We start from the raw sequence: 17,675 nt of genomic DNA on the forward strand, positions 1-17,675 counted from the left end.
CGCGATGAACCTGCTGATCGTCGGCGGCAGCGGCTTCCTCGGCCGCGCCGTGTGTGCCGAACTGGTCCAGCGCAGCGGCGCGGCCGGCGGGCGATTGACCGTCGCGAGCCGGCAGCCGCAGCGTGCGAAGGCGCTGCAGATGCTGCCGACCGTCGAGCTGCTCGGCGCCGACGTGCACGACGACGTGCAGCTCGCGCGCCTGGTCGCCGGGCGCGATGCGGTGGTCAACTTGGTCGGCATCCTGCACGGCCGCGAAGCGGCGTTCCAGCGCGCCCATGTCGAGCTGCCGAACCGCATCGCGCATGCCTGCCGGCAAGCCGGCGTGCGCCGGCTGGTGCACGTCGGCGCGCTCGGCGCGCAGGCCGGTGCGCCGAGCATGTACCTGCGCTCGAAGGCCGCCGGCGAGGCGGTGCTGCAGACCTCGGGGCTCGACGTGACGGTGCTGCGGCCGTCGGTGATGTTCGGCGCCGAAGACCGCTTCATGAACCTGTTCGCCGGGCTGCAGCGGGTGCTGCCGGTGCTGCCGCTGGCCGGTGCCGACGCACGCTTCCAGCCGGTGTGGGTGCAGGACGTCGCGGCGGCGGTGGCCCAGGCGCTGGCGCGCGGCGCCGCTGCGGCGCGTTCGTACGACTGCGCCGGGCCGACCGTGTACACGCTCGAACAGCTGGTGCGGATGGCCGGGCGCTGGTCGGGCCACCCGCGGCCGGTGGTCCCGCTGCCCGATGGCCTGGCACGGCTGCAGGCCGGGCTGATGGAGTGGCTGCCGGGCACGCCGCTGATGTCGCGCGACAACCTCGATTCGATGAAGGTGCCGAACGTCGCGAACGAGGCCTTGCCGGGGCTGGCCGCGCTCGGCGTGCGCCGCACCGGGCTGGAGGCGGTGGTGCCGGCCTGGCTGGGCGGCGGCGCCGGGCCGGCGCGGCTCGAAGGCTGGCGGCGGCAGGCCGGACGCGGCTGAGCCGGGGCCGGGCCGCGCCGATGCGCGCCGGTCATCGAAGTCATTCGCAACTCTCATCCGTCGGGGCGTCGAGCTCGCCTAGCATGGTCGGCTTTTCCACGACCGACTCGCCACCCCGAGGTCCCCATGCAGCTCTACATCGGCAACAAGAACTACTCCTCCTGGTCCATGCGCCCGTGGGTGCTGATGACGCAGGCCGGCATCCCGTTCGACGAGATGAAGATCCGCTTCGATTCGTTCGAACCCGACTCGAAGTTCAAGGGCGAGCTGGCGCGCCACTCGCCGACCGGCCGCGTGCCGCTGCTGGTCGACGACGGCTTCGCCGTCTGGGACACGCTGGCGATCGTCGAGTACCTGGCCGAGCGCTTCCCCGACAAGCAGCTGTGGCCGGCCGACGTGAAAGCGCGGGCCCGTGCGCGCAGCGTCTGCGCCGAGATGCATTCCGGCTTCAGCGCACTGCGCAGCCACTTCCCGATGAACATCGAGGCCGTGCTGCCGGAGGTCGGTGAGCGGCTGCTGCGCGAGCATCCGGCCGTGCGCGCCGACCTCGACCGCCTGGTGCAGATGTGGAGCGAGTTGCTGCAGCAGCACGGCGGCCCGCTGCTGTTCGGCGGCTTCACGATCGCCGATGCGTACTTCGCGCCGGTGGTGATGCGCCTGCTGACCTACCGGCCGCCGCTGCCGCCGCAGATCGCCGCCTATGCGCAGCGGGTGCGCGCGCTGCCGGGGGTCGATGCCTGGTGCCGCGATGCGCTGGCCGAGCAGGACTTCCTTCCATTCGAGGAGCCGTACCGCACGGCGCGCTGAGCCGTTGGGTCGCGTTCGCGCCCCTACACTGGCGCGATGAAGAAGTGGATGGTGGGCGGCGCGGTCCGCGATGCGTTGTTGGGGCGGCCGGTCAACGACCGCGACTGGGTGGTCGTCGGGGCCTCGCCGCTGCAGTTGCTCGAGGCCGGGTACCTGCCGGTCGGCAAGGACTTCCCGGTGTTCCTGCACCCGGAAACGAAGGACGAGGTGGCGCTCGCGCGCACCGAGCGCAAGACCGCGCCGGGCTACCACGGCTTCGCGTTCCATGCGGATCCGAGCGTCACGCTCGAAGAAGACCTGCAGCGCCGCGACCTGACGATCAACGCGATGGCGCAGGACGAAGACGGTCGCATCGTCGATCCGTGGGGTGGTCGGCGCGACCTGGCCGACAAGCTGCTGCGCCACGTGTCGCCGGCCTTCGCCGAAGACCCGGTGCGCATCCTGCGGCTCGCGCGCTTCGCGGCGCGCTTCGACGATTTCGGCGTCGCGCCGGAGACCCAGGCGCTGATGCGCCACATGGTCGAGATCGGCGAGGTCGATGCGCTGGTGCCCGAGCGGGTGTGGCAGGAGCTGTCGCGCGGGCTGATGGAGGCGCGGCCGTCGCGCATGTTCGAGGTGCTGCGCCGCTGCGGCGCGCTGGCGCGGTTGCTGCCCGAGGTCGACCGGCTGTGGGGTGTACCGCAGCCGCCGGCGCACCATCCCGAGGTCGACACCGGGTTGCACCTGATGCTGGTGCTCGACATGGCGGCGCGGCTCGACACCTCGCTCGAGGTGCGTTTCGCCTGCCTCGGGCACGACCTCGGCAAGGGCACGACGCCGGTCGACGAACTGCCGCGCCACATCGCGCACGAGGCGCGCAGCGTGCAGCTGGTGCAGGAACTCTCGCAGCGCCTGAAGGTGCCGACCGATTGCCGCGAGCTGGCCGAAGCGGTCGCGCGCGAACACGGCAACATCCACCGCAGCCTGCAGTTGGATGGGTCGGCGGTGATGCGCTTGTTCGACCGCTGCGATGTGTGGCGGCGGCCGGCGCGGTTTTCGGAACTGCTGCTGGCCTGCGAATGCGATGCGCGCGGGCGCACCGGCTTCGAGGAGCGGCCCTATCCGCAGCGGCCGCGGCTGCAGGGGGCGCTGGACGCGGCCTTGTCGGTCGACACCGCGAAGGTGTCGTCCGATGCGCTGGCCCGTGGCTGGAAAGGCACCGCGATCGGCGCGGCGATCCGGCATGCACGCTACACGGCGGTGTCGGAGTTCCTCGCGGCGCAGCCGCAGCCGCAATCCGATCCGTAGCGCCGCCGGCCCTTCAGCCTTCGACCGGCAGCTGGCGGTTCCGGGCGTGCAGCGCGATCCGGCGGCGCGCCCGGTCGTCGAGCATCAGCAGCCAGCGCACCGCGCGCAGCTCATGCGCGACGAACACCGGCACCGCCAGGCGCAGCACGCCGGGCAGGTTGTGCACGCCGGCGGGGCACCCTGTGCGACGCATCGCCTCAAGTGGCGAAGTAGCGCGATTCGAGCGCCCGGGCGTCGGTCAGGTGCAGCCGCAGCTTCAGCCGGTCGAGCCAGCTGAGCGGGTGCACGCGGCCATCGGGCATCGCGAGCACCGGGCCGAGGATCGGCTCTTCCTCGATGCGGGATTCCTGATAGTCCTGCTGCGTCGTCGGCGATTTCAGAGCTTCAGTCATGCGGGCCTCCTTGAACTCCCTTGAGGACGGGGAGCGAGGCCGTTGTAACCAGTTGTAGGAGGCGGCGCAAGTCTGGTTTGTCCGTGCCCCTGCCGCCGGCGCTGGCTTCAGATCAGCTTCGTGATCGCCAGCGCCACCAGGCTCAGCAGCACGCTGCTGGTGATCGGGATGAAGAACTCGCGGCCGAACAGCCGGAAGCGGAAGTCGCCCGGCAACCGTCCCAGGCCGATCTTCAGCAGCCAGCGCTGTAGCCCGCTGAACAGCAGCAGCGCGATCAGGATCACCAGCAGCCAGCGCAAGCCCATGGTCGGCCCGGATCAGAGCGTGTGGCTGCGGTCGCCGTGCACGAAGCCGAGCGGCGCGTCGGTGAACGACGCATCGCAGCCGCGTGCCAGTGCGATCACCTTGAACAACTCGCCCATCTCGTGCTCCAGCAACAGCTTCTGCGCATTCGCGCGGGTCTTCAGGTCGGCGTCGGCCAGCCGCTCGACGAGCCCGCAGTTGATCAGGAAATGGGCCTGCGTGGTGTAACCGACGACCTCCAGCCCGGCGTCCTGCGCGGCCAGCGCGATGCCGGTGAAATCGACATGGGCGGTGATGTCCTTGCGACCCACCTCGACCAGCGGATCGCCGTCGGCCTGGTGCCCCTGGTGGCACATCAGCGTGCCGCCATGGCGCTGCGGCAGGTAGTACTCGGCCTCGGGGAAGCCGTAGTCGATGAAGAAGGCGGCGCCGCGCTGCAGCCGGTCGGCCAGCGTCGCGATGAAGGCGCGCGCCTGCGGGTGGATCTCGGTGACGGTGCCGGGCACGAAGGGCGCGTCCAGCGGCGGCCGCAATGCGGTCGGCCGGTCGCTCCACGCGAAACCTTCACCGTTCACGACGACACCACGTTCCAGCCACTGCGTGCCGTCGAAGTGCAGCAGTTGCACCGGCATCGCATCGAGCACCTCGTTGCCGACGATCACGCCGTGCATCGTGTCGGGCAGCTCCGACACCCAGCGCACCTGCGCGCCGAAGCGTGCCAGCCGCGCCTGCTGGCGCTGCCGCAGCGCGCCCGACAGGTCGACGATGGTGTAGCGCTCGGGCGCGAGGCCGTCGGCGGCCAGCGCATCGAGCAGCTGCTCGGCCAGCGCGCCGGAGCCGGCGCCGAACTCCCAGACCTCGCGGCCGTCGCAGGCCCGCAGCGCCTGCGCGACCTGGCGCGCGAGCGCGGCGCCGAACAGCGGCGTCAGTTCGGGCGCGGTGACGAAATCGCTGCCGGACGACGGCAGCAGGCCGAACTGCCGATCGCCCGCCGCGTAGTAGCCGAGCCCGGGGGCGTACAACGCGAGCGCCATGAAGCGGTCGAAAGGCAGCCAGTCGCCGTGGCGGGCGATGGCCTGGCGGATCAGCGACGAAAGCGGCGCCGATACACTGCCGGCTGGTGGGGTTTGCATGCCCCGATTGTAGAAAGCCATGTCCGCACGTCCCGTCACCCTGGTCACCGGCGCGGCCCGCCGCCTGGGCCGGGCGATCGCGCTCGAACTCGCCGCGCACGGCCACGACCTCGCGGTCCACTGCCGCGGCTCGCGCGACGACGCACAGGCCACGGCCGACGAGGCCGTGCGGCTCGGCGCCCGCGCCGCGGTGTTCGCCGCCGACCTCGCCGACGAAGCCGCCTGCCGGGCGCTGGTGCCGGCCGTCTGCGAGCGGCTGGGCCGCCTCGACGCGGTGGTCAACAACGCCTCCACCTTCGCCTACGACAACGCCGAGAGCTTCAGCTACGCGTCGATGGAGACCCACTGGCGCGCCAACACCGGCCCGGCGGTGCTGCTGGCGCAGGCGCTGCACGCGCACCTGGCGGCCCGCGACGGCCGCGGTTGCGTCGTCAACCTGCTCGACCAGAAGCTGTGGAATCCGAACCCCGACTACCTGTCCTACACCTTGTCGAAGGCGGCGCTGCAGTCGGCCACCGTGCTGCTGGCGCAGGCGCTGGCGCCGCGGCTGCGGGTGTGCGGTGTCGCGCCGGGCGTCACGCTGCTGTCCGGGGCGATGACCGAGGCAGAATTCGCGCAGGCGCACGGCCTGACGCCGCTGCAGCGCTCGTCGACCCCCGCCGACATCGCGCATGCGGTGCGTTTCCTGATCGAGTCGCCGGCCGTCACCGGCAGCACGCTGCTGGTCGACGGTGGCCAGCACCTGGCGGGCCAGCCGCGCGACGTGATGTTCATCGCCAATCCCGAGAAGAAGACCTGACATGCACTCCCTGCTCATCCACCCCGCCCTGATGGACTGCCGCCGGCTGTTCCTGCGCGACTACGAGGTGTGGATCAACATCGGCGTGCACGACTTCGAGAAGAAGGGCGAGCAGCGGGTGCTGATCAACGTCGACCTCTACATTCCGCTGGCGATGTCGACGCCGAAGGCCGACGAGCTCGACGAGGTGGTCGACTACGATTTCATCCGCCGCACCATTGCCAGCCGCGTGAAGCAGGGCCACATCCACCTGCAGGAAACGCTGTGCGACGACGTGCTGGCGATGATGCTCGCGCACCCGCGCGTGCGGGCGGCGCGCGTGTCGACCGAGAAACCCGATGTGTACCCGGACTGCGAAGCCGTCGGCTGCGAAGTGTTCGGCATGAAGAAGGACCTGTGATGAGTGCGGTACTCGACAAGCAACAAGACACCAAGGACGACGCGAAGCAGGCCTTCGAGGTCAACAAGCTGAGCAAGCGCCTGCACCGGCAGGTGGGCCAGGCGATCGCCGACTTCAACATGATCGAGGACGGCGACAAGGTGATGGTCTGCGTGTCCGGCGGCAAGGACAGCTATGCGCTGCTCGACATCCTGCTGAACCTGCAGCAGCGTGCGCCGATCCGCTTCTCGCTGGTGGCGGTGAACCTCGACCAGAAGCAGCCGGGCTTCCCCGACCACGTGCTGCCCGACTACCTGAAGTCGCGTGGCGTGCCGTTCCACATCGAGACCCAGGACACCTACTCGATCGTCAAGCGCCTGATCCCCGAGGGCAAGACGATGTGCAGCCTGTGCTCGCGGCTGCGCCGCGGCATCCTGTACCGCGTGGCCGGCGAGCTCGGCGCGACCAAGGTGGCGCTCGGCCACCACCGCGACGACATGCTGCAGACGCTGTTCATGAACATGTTCTTCGGCAGCCGGCTGAAGGGCATGCCACCGAAGCTGATCAGCGACGACGGCAAGAACATCGTGATCCGCCCGCTCGCGTACGTGGCCGAGACCGACCTGGAGCGCTGGGCCGCGCACCGGCAGTTCCCGATCATCCCGTGCACGCTGTGCGGCAGCCAGGAGAACCTGCAGCGGGTGCAGACGAAGCAGATGCTGCGCGACTGGGACAAGCGCTTCCCCGGCCGCATCGAGAACATGTTCACCGCGATGGGCAACATCGTGCCGTCCCACATGATGGACCGGAACCTCTACCCGTTCACGACGCTCAAAACCACCGGGGTGCCCGATGCCGGTGGCGATCGGGCCTTCGATGACGACGAGAGCTGCGCCCCGGCCGGACCCGCCGGCGACGCGGTGCCGATCAAGCTGCACGTTTGACCTGACGGAGACCGACCATGTGGAAACCTGCCCTGACCACCACCTTGCTGGCCGGCGCGCTGCTGGGCCTCGGAGGGTGCGCCGCGATGAACGCGGTCGACAGCAACGTTTCCACGTACAGCCAATGGCCGGCCGGGCGCAGCGCATCGACCTACGCCTTCGAGCGCCTGCCGTCTCAGCAGGCGCGTGCGATGGAGCAGGAAAAGCTGGAGTCGATGGCGCGGCATTCGCTGCAGGTCGCCGGGTTCAGCGAAGCGGGCGATGCGAAGGCGGCCGAATTCACGGTGCAGGTCGGAGCGCGCATCAACCGCTACGACGTCTCGCCGTACGACGATCCGCTGTGGTGGCACGGCGGCCTGTTCCGTTCGCGCTACGGCTACGGCTATGGCCGGGGCCCGTTCTGGGGTCCGCCCGGCTACTTCGGCCCCCGCTACTACGACACGACCTACTATGACCGCGAGGTGGCGGTGCTGATCCGGGAACGGCAGTCCGGGCAGGTGGTGTACGAGGCGCGCGCGGCCAACGACGGCACGACGATGGGCAACGATGGCCTGATCGCCGCGATGTTCGATGCGGCGCTGAAGGACTTTCCGCAGACGGGGATCAACCCGCGCCGGGTGACGATCCAGTTGCCCCCAAGTTGACGGGGGTCAGCGGCCGGCGTCCGCCGCCAGCGCGCGGAAATCGCCGGCCCACCCCTTGAGCTTCTTCGCGGCGTACTGCCGCTGCTCGGCGTTCGTCGTGTTGTGCAGCTGCGCACCGAACTCGCAGTTGTAGCGCGTCAGTTTTTCCTGGTAGCTGCGGAAGTTCTCGCGCGGCGAATGCTGCACCCGCTCGGCGATGGCGCGCAACGCGGCCTGCGCCTGGGCCTGCGGCGGCCGCTCGGCCAGCAGTTTGCGCAGCGTCTGCAGCACGTCCTGCTGGCGCGCCTTGCGCTCGGCCAGCCACAGCTCGGGGTCGAACGGCGACGCCGCCATCGCCCGCTTCACCCGCTCGGTCTGCGCGTCGTCCAGGTCGCCGTACAGCATCTCGGCCCGTTCCATCGTGCGCTTCATCGTGGCCTTCAGGCGGTCCTGCGGATCGGGCTGCAGGTAGTCGTCGGCATAGTCGTCGTTGACCTTCGCATAGCGCTTCTCGATGTGCCTGAGCTGCTCCGGCTTCAGCGACAGCGCCGTCTCGGCCAGTGCCGGCAGCGCCTGGTCGAGGCCGGTGAACATGCGCGATTCGACCTCGTCGGTCCAGCGGCACACCTGGGCCGCGGCCACCGGCTGCTGGAGGTCGCCGGCCAGCTTGTCCAGCCACTGCGCGTAGTCGGGCAGCTGGGTGCGGCGGTTCCAGCGGAACCATGACGCGATCGCATCGCGCACCCGCGGCGTCTGCTCGTCGTTGAAGTCGATGTACTTGTCCAGCCACCAATACCCCAGGTCGGGGGCCTGGTTGTAGGCCAGCCGCATCGCGCCACACCCTGAAAGCAGGGTGGTCAACGCCAGCGCGACGCCGATAATCACCGACCTGAAAAAAGGACGTTGCATGGCTCTCGACATCGTGATCATGGCCGCGGGCAAAGGCACCCGCATGAAATCCGGCCTGCCCAAGGTCTTGCACAAGCTGGCCGGGCAAAGCCTATTGCAGCATGTTCTGGGTACCGCAGCATCCTTGGGGGCGACCCGCATCATCACGATCACCGGCCACGGCGCCGAGCAGGTCGAGGCGGCGGTGCAGGCACCCGGATTGCTCTTCGTGCGGCAGATGCCGCAGCTGGGCACCGGCCATGCCGTGCAGCAGGCGGTGCCGCAGCTGCATGACGAGGGCACCACGCTGATCCTGAACGGCGACACCCCGCTGATCGACGCGTCCACCGTGCGCGCGCTGGTCGACGCGTGCGGCGGCGAGCGCTTCGCGCTGCTGACCATCACGCTGCCCGACGCCACCGGCTACGGCCGCATCGTGCGCGACGGCGAGCAGGTGCGCGCGATCGTCGAGCACAAGGACGCGAGCCCGGCGCAGCGCGAGATCCGCGAGGTCAACACCGGCGTGATGGCGGTGCCGACGAAGCGGCTGAAGGGCTGGCTGGCGAAGCTGGACAACCAGAACGCCCAGGGCGAGTACTACCTGACCGACATCATCGCGATGGCGGTGGCCGACGGCGTGCCGGTCGTCACCGCGCAGCCGAAGAGCGAGACCGAGGTGCTGGGCGTCAACAGCCCGATGCAGCTGGCCGACCTGGAGCGCCGCTACCAGCGCGGTCGCGCCGAGGCGCTGATGGAAGCCGGCGTGCGGCTGGCCGACCCGGCGCGCTTCGACGTGCGGGGCACGCTGCAGTGCGGCAGCGACGTCGAGATCGACGTCAACTGCGTGTTCGACGGCGCGGTCGAACTCGGCGACGGCGTGCGCATCGGCGCGAACTGCGTGATCCGCAACGCCCGCATCGCGGCCGGCGCGGTGATCCACCCGTTCACCCACATCGACGGCGAGGCGCAGGGCGTGACGGTCGGCCGCGGTTCGCTGATCGGCCCGTTCGCGCGGCTGCGCCCCGGCGCGCAGCTGGGCGACGAGGTGCACATCGGCAATTTCGTCGAGGTGAAGAACTCGACGCTCGCGAAGGGTGCGAAGGCCAACCATCTGGCCTACCTGGGCGACGCGACGGTCGGCGAGCGCGTGAACTACGGCGCCGGCAGCATCACCGCGAACTACGACGGCGCGAACAAGCACCGCACCGTGATCGGCGACGACGTGCACGTCGGCAGCAACTGCGTGCTGATCGCGCCGGTGGTGATCGGCGCCGGCGCGACGATCGGCGGCGGCTCGACGATCTCGAAGGACGCGCCGGCCGGCCAGCTGACGGTGTCGCGCGCGAAGCAGGTGTCGCTCGAGGGATGGACGCGGCCGGTCAAGAAGAAGTAGCGAGGGAGGCGATCTGCTTCCCGTGCCACGCGTCGCCCGGCGCTGAGGGCGCCAGGTTCGTCACACCAGCGCCGGCCCCGCCAGCGCGATCGCCCAGGCCTCGAACGCCGCCGCCGGCAGCGGCGCGCTGACCAGCTCGCCTTGCAGCTCGTCGCAGCCGAGCCGCGTCAGGAACTCCTGCTGCGCGATCGTCTCGACGCCTTCGGCGATCACCGTGATGTCGAGGCTGCGCGCCAGCTGCACGATCGCGCGCGCGATCGCCGCCGAGTCGTGCTCGTCCGGCAGGTCCTTCACGAACGAGCGGTCGATCTTCATCTTGTCGATCGGCAGCTCCTTCAGGTGGCCGAGCGACGAGTAGCCGGTGCCGAAGTCGTCGACCGAGATCCGGATGCCCATCGCCTTCAGCTCGCCGAGCCGGGCCTTCACCTCGCCGAGGTCGTCCATCAGCATGCGCTCGGTCAGCTCCAGCTCGAGGAAGTCGCCCGGCACGCCTTCCTCGCGCAGCATGTCGGCGATCAGCTGGATGAAGCCCACGGTCTGGAACTGCACGCTCGACAGGTTCACCGCCACCGGCACGCTGCTGATGCCCGATTCGTGCCAGCGGCGCGCGCAGCGCAGCGCGTCGCGCAGCACCCACTGGCCGATCGGCAGCATCAACCGCTGCTGCTCGGCGAGCGGGATGAAGTGGTCGGGCATCAGCAGCCCGCGTTCCGGGTGGTTCCAGCGGATCAGCGCCTCGACGCCGACCAGCACGCCGTCGTGCGAGCGCACCTGCGGCTGGAAGTGCAGCACGAACTCGCTGCGCTCCAATGCCTGCGTCATCTGGCTTTCCATCACCAGCGCGGCATAGGCCGAGCGCGCCATCGCCGGCGTGAAGAACTGGTAGTTCGCGCGCCCGCGCGCCTTCGCGAGGTACATCGCGGTGTCGGCGTTCTTGATCAGCTCGTCGGCGGTCTGGCCGTCGTGCGGGAACATCGAGATGCCGACCGACGGCGTCACCGAGATCAGCCGCCCGTCGGCGTTCACCGGCACCTCGATCGCCGCCAGCAGCTTCTGCGTGGCCTCCTCGACATCGGCGCGCTGCAGCACGCCGGGCAGCAGCACGATGAACTCGTCGCCGCCGAAGCGCGCCACCAGGTCGGTCGAGCGCAGGCTCTGGATGATGCGCTGCGCGACCGTCTGCAGCAGCGTGTCGCCGATCAGGTGGCCGAGCGAGTCGTTGACCCGCTTGAAGTGGTCGAGGTCGATGAACAGCAGCGCGAGCTGCGAGTCGCTGCTGCGCGCGCCGGTGATGCGGTGCTCCAGCGTCTCCATGAAGCTCATCCGGTTCGGCAACTGCGTCAGCGCGTCGTGGTGGGCCAGGTGGTGGATGCGGTCCTGCGCCGCCAGCCGGTCGCGCAGGTCGCGCACCAGCGTCATGCGCATGCGCTCGCCGTTGCGCAGCATCGTGCGCACGGTGAACTCGACCGGGATGCGCCCGCCGTCCTTGTGCAGCGCGATGCTCTCGTAGGTGATCTCGGCGCCGGCCGACTGCGTCGCGGCGGCGCGGGCGAGCTGGTCGGGCGCGATGAAGTCCAGCGTCTTGCGGCCCTTCAGCTCGTCGAGCGTGTAGCCGATCAGCGCGAGCGCCGGCGGGTTGGCGTCGGTGATCACGCCATCCTTGTGGAACACGATGCCCTCGGCGCTGGCCTGCATGAACTTCGCGAGCCGCTCCTCCGATTCGCGCACCGACTGCTCGGCCAGCCGGTGCTTCGTGATGTCGGAGATCAGCACGAACGCGGCGGTCGCGTCGCCCTCGTTGACGACGTGCGGCAGCAGGTTCACCTCGATCCAGCGGCGCTCGCCGTCGGGGCCGACCAGCTCGCGCTCGTACGACGCGCCGCGCCGCTCGCGCAGCACCCGGTCGACCTGCGGCTGGATCAGCCGCGCGGCCGGCTCGCCGATGATCTCGGACACGGTGTGGCCGACGATCGACTGCTCGTCCCAGCCGAAGGTCTGCGCGTAGCGCTTGTTCGCGAACAGGCAGCGCAGCGTGCTGGCCTGGTAGTAGGCGATCAGCACCGGCACGTTGTCGGCCAGCAGCTGGAACTGGTCGGCGCGGGCGCGGGCCGACAGCTCGGCACGCCGGCTGTCGGTGACGTCGTGCAGCACGCACAGGTAGTGGCCGAGCGCCGGCAGCCAGCGCGCCTCCAGGTCGAGCCAGCAGGGGCCGCCGGTCGACTGCGGTGCGCACTGCATGCGCAGGTTCAGCGCGAAGTCCTCGCGGCCGATCAGCCGCGTCGCGAGCGTGGCGCGCGATTCAGGGCCGAGCAGCGCCTGCCACAGCAGCCCGGCGTCGCGCGCCGAGCCGGCGCCGCTGAAGTCGACGAAGGCGCGGTTGCCCTGCAGCACGACGCATTCGGGCGTCAGCCGCAGCACCATGCACGGCAGCTCCTCGAGATCGGGCCAGGCGTGCGCAGCGGTGTCCATCGTCAGGCGGCGGCCGTCTTCGTCCGCTCGAGCTGTTCGACCGCCAGGCACAGGTCGTCCCACGCCCGGGCCTTGTCCTCCGGGTTGCGCAGCAGGTAGGCCGGGTGGTAGGTCACGACCAGCGGCACGCCCTGGTACTGGTGCACGCGGCCGCGCAGCCGGCCGACCGGCTCGTTGCTGCGCAGCAGGCTCTGCACCGCGAAACGGCCCATCGCGAGGATCATGCGCGGCTTCACCAGCTCGATCTGGCGGATCAGGAAAGGCTCGCACTGCGCCAGTTCGTCGGGTTCGGGGTTGCGGTTGCCGGGCGGGCGGCACTTCAGCGTGTTGGCGATGAAGACCTGGCGCGCCGGCTCGGCCTCGCCGCGCGTCAGCCCGAGCGCGCGCAGCATGCTGTCGAGCAACTGGCCCGATTTGCCGACGAAGGGCTCGCCCTGCCGGTCTTCCTGTTCGCCGGGCGCTTCGCCGACGACCATCCAGTGCGCCTGCGGGTTGCCGACGCCGAACACCGTCTGCGTGCGGCCGCTGCACAGCTTGCAGGCCGTGCAGCCCGCGACGGCGTCGCGCAGCGCGGGCCAGTCCATCGCGTCGACGCCGGTCGCGCGCGGGCCGCGCACGGCGACGCCGGCGGGCTCGGCCAGTGCGGCGGGCGAGGGCGCGGCCGGTGCCGCCGCGGGCCGCGGCGTGCCGGTGTCGATCTCGGGCTGCGGTTCGGCGAGCGCCACCGCATCGCCCTGCGACGGCGTGTTCCACACGCGGATGCCCATTTCCTGCAGCATCGCGACCTGGCGTTCACTCCAGCGCATCGCCACCCCCTGCCAGGTCCACTTGCAGGCTCATCACTGCCGCATCCTCGCGCCCGCTCGGGTGCGTCGCGCGCGACGCCGGGTAGTAGTCGCGGCGCGTGCCGATCGACTTGAAGCCGTAGCGCAGGTACAGGGCCCGCGCGCGTTCGTTGCTCTGCCGCACCTCCAGCCACAGCTGCGCGGCGCGGCGCTCGCGGCACACCGCGACCAGCTCGTCGAGCAGGAAGCGCGCGTGGCCCTGGCGCTGGAAGGCCGGTGCGACGGTCAGGTTCAGCAGGTGCATCTCGTCGACGCCGGGCATCGCGATGAAGTAGCCCAGCATCTCGCCGCGCTCGCCGTAGATCACGCGGGCCACGTAGCCGGCGGCCAGCGAGTCGATGAAATTGCCATGGGTCCACGGGAATTCGTAGGCCTGGCGCTCGATCTCGAGCACCGCGTCGAGCTGCGTGACGCCGAGCGGCAGCAGCAGGCGCTTGTCCCTCAGCACGGCACTCATGCGGCAGCCTGCGCTTTCATCAGCTTGTCGTGCGCGCGCTCGACGGTCGTCTGCGCCACCTTGTCGCGCAGGTAGACGGGCAGCGCATGCGCCGCATCGACGCGAACGCCCTGCGACCACAGCTGCGCGGCGACACGTGCCAGCGCCTCGGCCCGCGAGCGCGGCTGCGGCACGCGCTGAACCGACGGCGCGAGCGCGAGCCGGTCGCCGAAGGCCTCGAGCGCCGAGCCGGCGACCACCGCGGCCGGGTGGGCTTGCCAGAGCGCGTTGAAGGCTTCGATGCGCAGCAACGCGGGCGCAGAGGTCACCGTCCAGTGGCCACCGTCCCAGCGGTACCAGCCGGCATAGATTTCGTCCATCCGCGCATCCATCGCGACGCAGACGTCGTCGGCACCGGTCTGCGCACGCGCGTCGTCGGCCACCAGCATCAGGCTGTCGACCGGGATCACCGGCCTGTTCGCGCCGAACGCCAGCCCCTGGGCCACCGAGCAGGCGGTGCGCAGGCCGGTGAAGGCGCCCGGGCCACAGCCGAAGGCGATGGCGTCGATGTCGGCGAGCGCGAGGCCGTGCGCGGCCAGCAAGGCCATCAGTTCAGGAATCAGCCTGGCCGAGGCCTGGGGTCCACCCGCGCGATCGTGCGCGAGCTGAACCCCGGGCGCGACCAGCCCGACGCTCATCGCGTCGGTGGAGGTGTCGAAAGCCAGCAGCGTGCCCATGCCGACAGTCTAAAGCCCGGGGTGCGTGCGATCATCACGCGATGGGGTATCTAGGGAGACGCATGCTGCTGGGCGCCGTCGGTCTGTGGGCCGGGGTGTCGGCATGGGCCGTCCCGCTGCCGATCGAGGCCGAGGTGGCGCTCGACGCCGCCCGGGTGCCGCGCGAGGCGATGGTCGCCTGGGTGCAGGAGGTCGGCGCGAGCGCGCCGCGGCTCGACTGGCAGGCGCGCCAGCCGGTCAACCCGGCCTCGCTGATGAAGCTGCTGACCACCTCGGCCGCGCTCGAACTGCTGGGCCCGGCCTGGAGCTGGTCGACACCGGTCTGGCTGCAGGGCACCGTGCGCCGGCCGGGGCCGCACGGCGTGCTCGACGGCGACCTGGTGATCCGCGGCACCGGCGACCCGAAGCTGGTGCCCGAGCGGCTGTGGATGATGCTGCGCCGCGTGCAGCAGCTCGGCGTGCGCGAGATCCGCGGCGACATCGTGCTCGACCGCAGCGCATTCCGCCCGTCGTTGCAGAACCCGGCCGACTTCGACGGCGATCCGCTGCGGCCGTACAACGTGCAGCCCGATGCGCTGATGCTGAACTTCAAGTCGCTGACGCTCAGCTTCGTGCCCGACGCGCCGGCCGGCGTCGCCCGCATCACCGCCGACGTGCCGTTGTCCGGGCTGCAGCTCGACGACAGCGTGCCGCTGATCGCCGGCCCCTGCGACGACTGGCGCGCCCCGCTGATGCTCGACGTCGCCGACCCGGCCCGGCTGAAGGTGGCCGGCGGCTTCCGCACGCTGTGCGGCGAGAAGACGTGGTCGATTGCCTGGCCCGAGCCGCAGCGCTACAGCGAGCGGCTGCTGCGCGGGCTGTGGAGCGAGATGGGCGGCAAGCTGACCGGCAAGGTGCGCGACGGCACGGCGCCGAGCACGCCGCCGAGCTTCGAGCTGGTGTCGCCGCCGCTGGCCGAGGTGATCCGCGACATCAACAAGTACAGCAACAACGTGATGGCGCAGCAGCTGTTCCTGACGCTCGGGCTGACGCAGCGCGGCCTGGGTTCGCCGGAGCTCGCGCGCGAGGTGCTGCGCCAGTGGGTGGCCGAGCGCTGGCCCGATGCGGCGCCGTCGGTCGCTGTCGACAACGGCTCGGGGCTGTCGCGCGATTCGCGCGTCACCGCCCAGTTGCTCGGCCGCGTGCTGCAGGCCGACTGGGCCGGGCCGGCGATGCCGGAGCTGATGAGCTCGCTGCCGGTCAGCGGGCTCGACGGCACGATGAAGCGCTCGCGCGCGACGCTCGGCCGCGCGCACCTGAAGACCGGCTCGCTGAAGGACGTGGCCGGCATCGCCGGCTACGTGCTGGGCCAGAGCGGCCGGCGCTACATCGTCGTGGCGATCGTCAACCACCCGAATGCGAATGCGGCCCGGCCGGCCCTCGACGCCCTCACCCAGTGGGTGATGAACGACGTCGTCAACTGACCTGGCCGGTCAGAACCGGTAGCCGACCGACAGGTTGGTCGAGATCGGGTCCAGCTTCGTGTCGATCGACTGTCCGGTCGACAGCTTGGTCGTCGTCTTCAGGTAGGTCTTGATGACCGAGCCGTCGACGAACCAGTGCTCGTTGAACTGGTAGCTCAGGCCGAGCTGGAACGACGGTCCGAAGGCCGAATCCACCGACATCGTGGTCGGCGCACCGCCCGGGTTGGTCAGCGCGGTCAGCGTGCCCGAGCCTTCCTCGCCGTAGAAGTGCGCATAGGTCAGGCCGGCGCCGACGTAAGGGCGAAACGGCGAGCTCGCTTCCAGGAAGCGGTACTGCGCGAACAGCGTCGGCGACACCTGCTTGATCGTGCCCAGCTTGCCGACGCCCGACAGTGAGCCGTCGCCGACCACCTCGTGCTTGTAGGGCAGGCCGGCGAAGAACTCCAGCGAGACGCTGTCGGTCAGCATGTAGCCGAGCGTGAAGATCGCCTGCGTGTCGCTCTTCACGTCGACCTTGCTGTTGGGCAGGCTGGAGGCGCTCAGGTCATCGCTCTTCACCTGCGGCGCGATCTGGTTGGCGCCGGCCTTCACCATCCAGGTGCCGGCCGATTGCGCGAGCGCCGCGGTGCTGCCGGACAGTGCCAGCGCCGCGATCGCAAGGGTCTTGATGCCATGGGTCATGGGATGTCCTTTGGGTGGGCAGATCGATGGGCGCGGGCTCAGAGCCAGCCGCTTTCGACCATGCGCTTGGCGACGAACCGCGCGAGCAACTGGTAGGCGAACGGCGTCGGGTGCACCGTGTCGGCGAATTCGTAGTGCGAGGTGTCGCCGGCGATCAGCGTGTTGGTGGAGCAGACCAGCGAGCTGGCGAACAGCGTCGCGGTCAGCTTGGCCAGGTCGCAGGCCGGCGTCGTCACGTTGGTCAGGCCGTAGAGCTGCGGCTGGGCGACCTGGTCGCGGCCTTGCGTGTAGGCATCGACCTCGAGCACGCCGCTGGTGCCGGCCAGCCCGGTGTGCAACTGGGCATTGAAGGTCGTGACCATCGTGCTGATCAGGCCCTGCGTCGCGGCCGGCAGCGCGTAGGCGAGGGGCGTCTGGCTGACGTCGGGCAGGTTGACGACCACCACGTGGGTCGCGCCATTGGCCAGGATCAGTGCCTTGATGTAGCCAGCCAGTTGCGCGCCGGCCACGCCCATGGCCGTGACGGCGGCCGTGCCACCGGCGACAGGGTCGGGGTTGGCGCCTGCCGTGGCGAGGTTGATGAACACATCGTTGCCGCCAGCCATCACGGTGACCAGTTCGGTACCGCTGAACTTGCCGCCGACAGCGGTCAGGTGGTTGCCGATCTGCGTGACGACCGGCACGGTGAGCTGGCCGACGGCACCGCTCGGGTCACCCGGAAGCAACGCCTTGTTGCCCGGGCCGATCGGGTTGGTGACGCGCGCGCCGCCCTGGGCATAGCCGTAACAGCCCGCATGGTTCGTGATGGCCTGCCCGAAACCGGCCGTCGCCAGCGCGCCGGACGGTTCCAACCCGGTCTGTGCCGCGCACGGTGCGCCGGTGCCGGCTTGTGCGGACAGCAGTTCCGTCCAGTTCTTGCCGGTCGGGCCGTTGACGGTGTACTTGCCGCCGCCCGAGGCGGCCACGAGCCCCGGTGTCGCATAGGAGCCGACGTCGCTCAGGCTGTCACCGAACGACACCATCGCGGTGTACTTCACGCGCGGCGACTGGTCGCCGTCGCCACCGCCGCCACACGCGGCGAGCAGCAGCGACGCCAGCGTCACCGCACCCCAGGAACGGATGTTCTTCATGCAGACCC

20 protein-coding genes are annotated in these 17,675 nt (G+C 70.3%); 9 read left to right on the forward strand and 11 right to left on the reverse strand.

The window, feature by feature from the left end:
• The first annotated feature begins 4 nt into the window (after positions 1–4).
• From ASC98_RS02990 to ASC98_RS03000, 3 genes are all read left to right on the forward strand, one after another.
• On the forward strand, positions 5–958 hold the full coding sequence (locus ASC98_RS02990) for a complex I NDUFA9 subunit family protein (RefSeq protein WP_056805156.1): 954 nt from the start codon (positions 5–7) through the stop codon (positions 956–958).
• Positions 959–1,084: 126 nt separating this feature from the next.
• Positions 1,085–1,765, forward strand: a complete 681-nt coding sequence (locus ASC98_RS02995) for a glutathione S-transferase family protein (RefSeq protein ID WP_056805159.1) — start codon at positions 1,085–1,087, stop codon at positions 1,763–1,765.
• A gap of 36 nt (positions 1,766–1,801) precedes the next feature.
• Positions 1,802–3,052: a multifunctional CCA addition/repair protein gene (locus tag ASC98_RS03000; RefSeq protein ID WP_056805162.1), complete on the forward strand. Its 1,251-nt coding sequence runs from the start codon at positions 1,802–1,804 to the stop codon at positions 3,050–3,052.
• Between the two features lie 13 nt (positions 3,053–3,065).
• Here the strand turns inward: ASC98_RS03000 and ASC98_RS30035 are convergent, their stop codons facing one another.
• From ASC98_RS30035 to ASC98_RS03015, 4 genes are all read right to left on the reverse strand, one after another.
• Positions 3,066–3,245 carry a hypothetical protein gene (locus ASC98_RS30035; protein WP_157598168.1) on the reverse strand — a complete coding sequence of 60 codons (180 nt, stop codon included), beginning with the start codon at positions 3,243–3,245 and terminating at the stop codon, positions 3,066–3,068.
• A 4-nt stretch (positions 3,246–3,249) separates the two neighbouring features.
• The gene (locus tag ASC98_RS03005) at positions 3,250–3,444 is read right to left on the reverse strand and encodes a hypothetical protein (RefSeq protein ID WP_056805164.1); all 195 of its coding nucleotides are present in this window, start codon (positions 3,442–3,444) and stop codon (positions 3,250–3,252) included.
• Positions 3,445–3,551: 107 nt separating this feature from the next.
• Positions 3,552–3,749, reverse strand: a complete 198-nt coding sequence (locus ASC98_RS03010) for a DUF2905 domain-containing protein (RefSeq protein ID WP_047507774.1) — start codon at positions 3,747–3,749, stop codon at positions 3,552–3,554.
• A gap of 12 nt (positions 3,750–3,761) precedes the next feature.
• Positions 3,762–4,880, reverse strand: a complete 1,119-nt coding sequence (locus ASC98_RS03015; RefSeq protein ID WP_056805167.1) for a class I SAM-dependent methyltransferase — start codon at positions 4,878–4,880, stop codon at positions 3,762–3,764.
• Positions 4,881–4,899: 19 nt separating this feature from the next.
• Here ASC98_RS03015 and ASC98_RS03020 point away from each other — a divergent pair, with 19 nt between their 5' ends.
• From ASC98_RS03020 to ASC98_RS03035, 4 genes are read left to right on the forward strand one after another with little or no spacing between them, the layout of a single operon-like run.
• The gene (locus ASC98_RS03020; RefSeq protein WP_056805169.1) at positions 4,900–5,679 is read left to right on the forward strand and encodes an SDR family oxidoreductase; all 780 of its coding nucleotides are present in this window, start codon (positions 4,900–4,902) and stop codon (positions 5,677–5,679) included.
• Between the two features lies 1 nt (position 5,680).
• Positions 5,681–6,079, forward strand: coding sequence for a dihydroneopterin aldolase (locus ASC98_RS03025; protein ID WP_056805171.1), 399 nt, complete (start codon positions 5,681–5,683; stop codon positions 6,077–6,079).
• On the forward strand, positions 6,079–7,002 hold the full coding sequence (gene ttcA, locus ASC98_RS03030) for a tRNA 2-thiocytidine(32) synthetase TtcA (RefSeq protein ID WP_056805173.1): 924 nt from the start codon (positions 6,079–6,081) through the stop codon (positions 7,000–7,002). The genes ASC98_RS03025 and ttcA overlap by 1 nt, the downstream gene beginning before the upstream one ends.
• A gap of 17 nt (positions 7,003–7,019) precedes the next feature.
• Positions 7,020–7,646 (forward strand): DUF4136 domain-containing protein, encoded by a 627-nt coding sequence (locus ASC98_RS03035; RefSeq protein WP_056805176.1) that lies wholly within the window; start codon positions 7,020–7,022, stop codon positions 7,644–7,646.
• A gap of 6 nt (positions 7,647–7,652) precedes the next feature.
• Here the strand turns inward: ASC98_RS03035 and ASC98_RS03040 are convergent, their stop codons facing one another.
• Positions 7,653–8,534 carry a DUF6279 family lipoprotein gene (locus ASC98_RS03040; protein WP_056805181.1) on the reverse strand — a complete coding sequence of 294 codons (882 nt, stop codon included), beginning with the start codon at positions 8,532–8,534 and terminating at the stop codon, positions 7,653–7,655.
• Between ASC98_RS03040 and glmU the strand changes: the two genes are divergently transcribed.
• A complete protein-coding gene (gene glmU, locus ASC98_RS03045; protein WP_056805184.1) occupies positions 8,533–9,906 on the forward strand; it encodes a bifunctional UDP-N-acetylglucosamine diphosphorylase/glucosamine-1-phosphate N-acetyltransferase GlmU in 1,374 nt (457 codons plus the stop codon). The two genes, ASC98_RS03040 and glmU, sit on opposite strands and share 2 nt — an antisense overlap.
• A 60-nt stretch (positions 9,907–9,966) precedes the next feature.
• On the opposite strand, the gene ASC98_RS03050 is transcribed toward glmU, so the two are convergent.
• The 4 genes from ASC98_RS03050 to tsaB are packed head-to-tail and all read right to left on the reverse strand — an operon-like array spanning position 9,967 to position 14,393.
• Entirely contained in the window at positions 9,967–12,375 is a 2,409-nt protein-coding gene (locus tag ASC98_RS03050; RefSeq protein WP_056805189.1) for a bifunctional diguanylate cyclase/phosphodiesterase, read from the reverse strand.
• A 2-nt stretch (positions 12,376–12,377) separates the two neighbouring features.
• On the reverse strand, positions 12,378–13,181 hold the full coding sequence (locus ASC98_RS03055) for a uracil-DNA glycosylase family protein (RefSeq protein WP_056805452.1): 804 nt from the start codon (positions 13,179–13,181) through the stop codon (positions 12,378–12,380).
• Positions 13,168–13,677, reverse strand: a complete 510-nt coding sequence (rimI, locus tag ASC98_RS03060) for a ribosomal protein S18-alanine N-acetyltransferase (protein WP_056805190.1) — start codon at positions 13,675–13,677, stop codon at positions 13,168–13,170. Before rimI ends, ASC98_RS03055 begins: the two co-directional genes overlap by 14 nt.
• Positions 13,674–14,393, reverse strand: coding sequence for a tRNA (adenosine(37)-N6)-threonylcarbamoyltransferase complex dimerization subunit type 1 TsaB (gene tsaB, locus ASC98_RS03065; protein ID WP_056805191.1), 720 nt, complete (start codon positions 14,391–14,393; stop codon positions 13,674–13,676). The genes rimI and tsaB overlap by 4 nt, the downstream gene beginning before the upstream one ends.
• A 62-nt stretch (positions 14,394–14,455) precedes the next feature.
• Between tsaB and dacB the strand changes: the two genes are divergently transcribed.
• Positions 14,456–15,856, forward strand: a complete 1,401-nt coding sequence (dacB, locus tag ASC98_RS03070) for a D-alanyl-D-alanine carboxypeptidase/D-alanyl-D-alanine-endopeptidase (RefSeq protein ID WP_235581152.1) — start codon at positions 14,456–14,458, stop codon at positions 15,854–15,856.
• Positions 15,857–15,865: 9 nt separating this feature from the next.
• On the opposite strand, the gene ASC98_RS03075 is transcribed toward dacB, so the two are convergent.
• Both ASC98_RS03075 and ASC98_RS03080 read right to left on the reverse strand, forming a co-directional pair.
• Positions 15,866–16,537 carry an OmpW family protein gene (locus tag ASC98_RS03075; protein ID WP_056805193.1) on the reverse strand — a complete coding sequence of 224 codons (672 nt, stop codon included), beginning with the start codon at positions 16,535–16,537 and terminating at the stop codon, positions 15,866–15,868.
• Between the two features lie 38 nt (positions 16,538–16,575).
• A complete protein-coding gene (locus tag ASC98_RS03080; RefSeq protein ID WP_056805194.1) occupies positions 16,576–17,667 on the reverse strand; it encodes an SGNH/GDSL hydrolase family protein in 1,092 nt (363 codons plus the stop codon).
• Between the last annotated feature and the right edge of the window lie 8 nt (positions 17,668–17,675).

It is taken from the genome of Rhizobacter sp. Root1238 (genome assembly GCF_001425825.1).
Taxonomy (GTDB): Bacteria; Pseudomonadota; Gammaproteobacteria; order Burkholderiales; family Burkholderiaceae_C; genus Rhizobacter.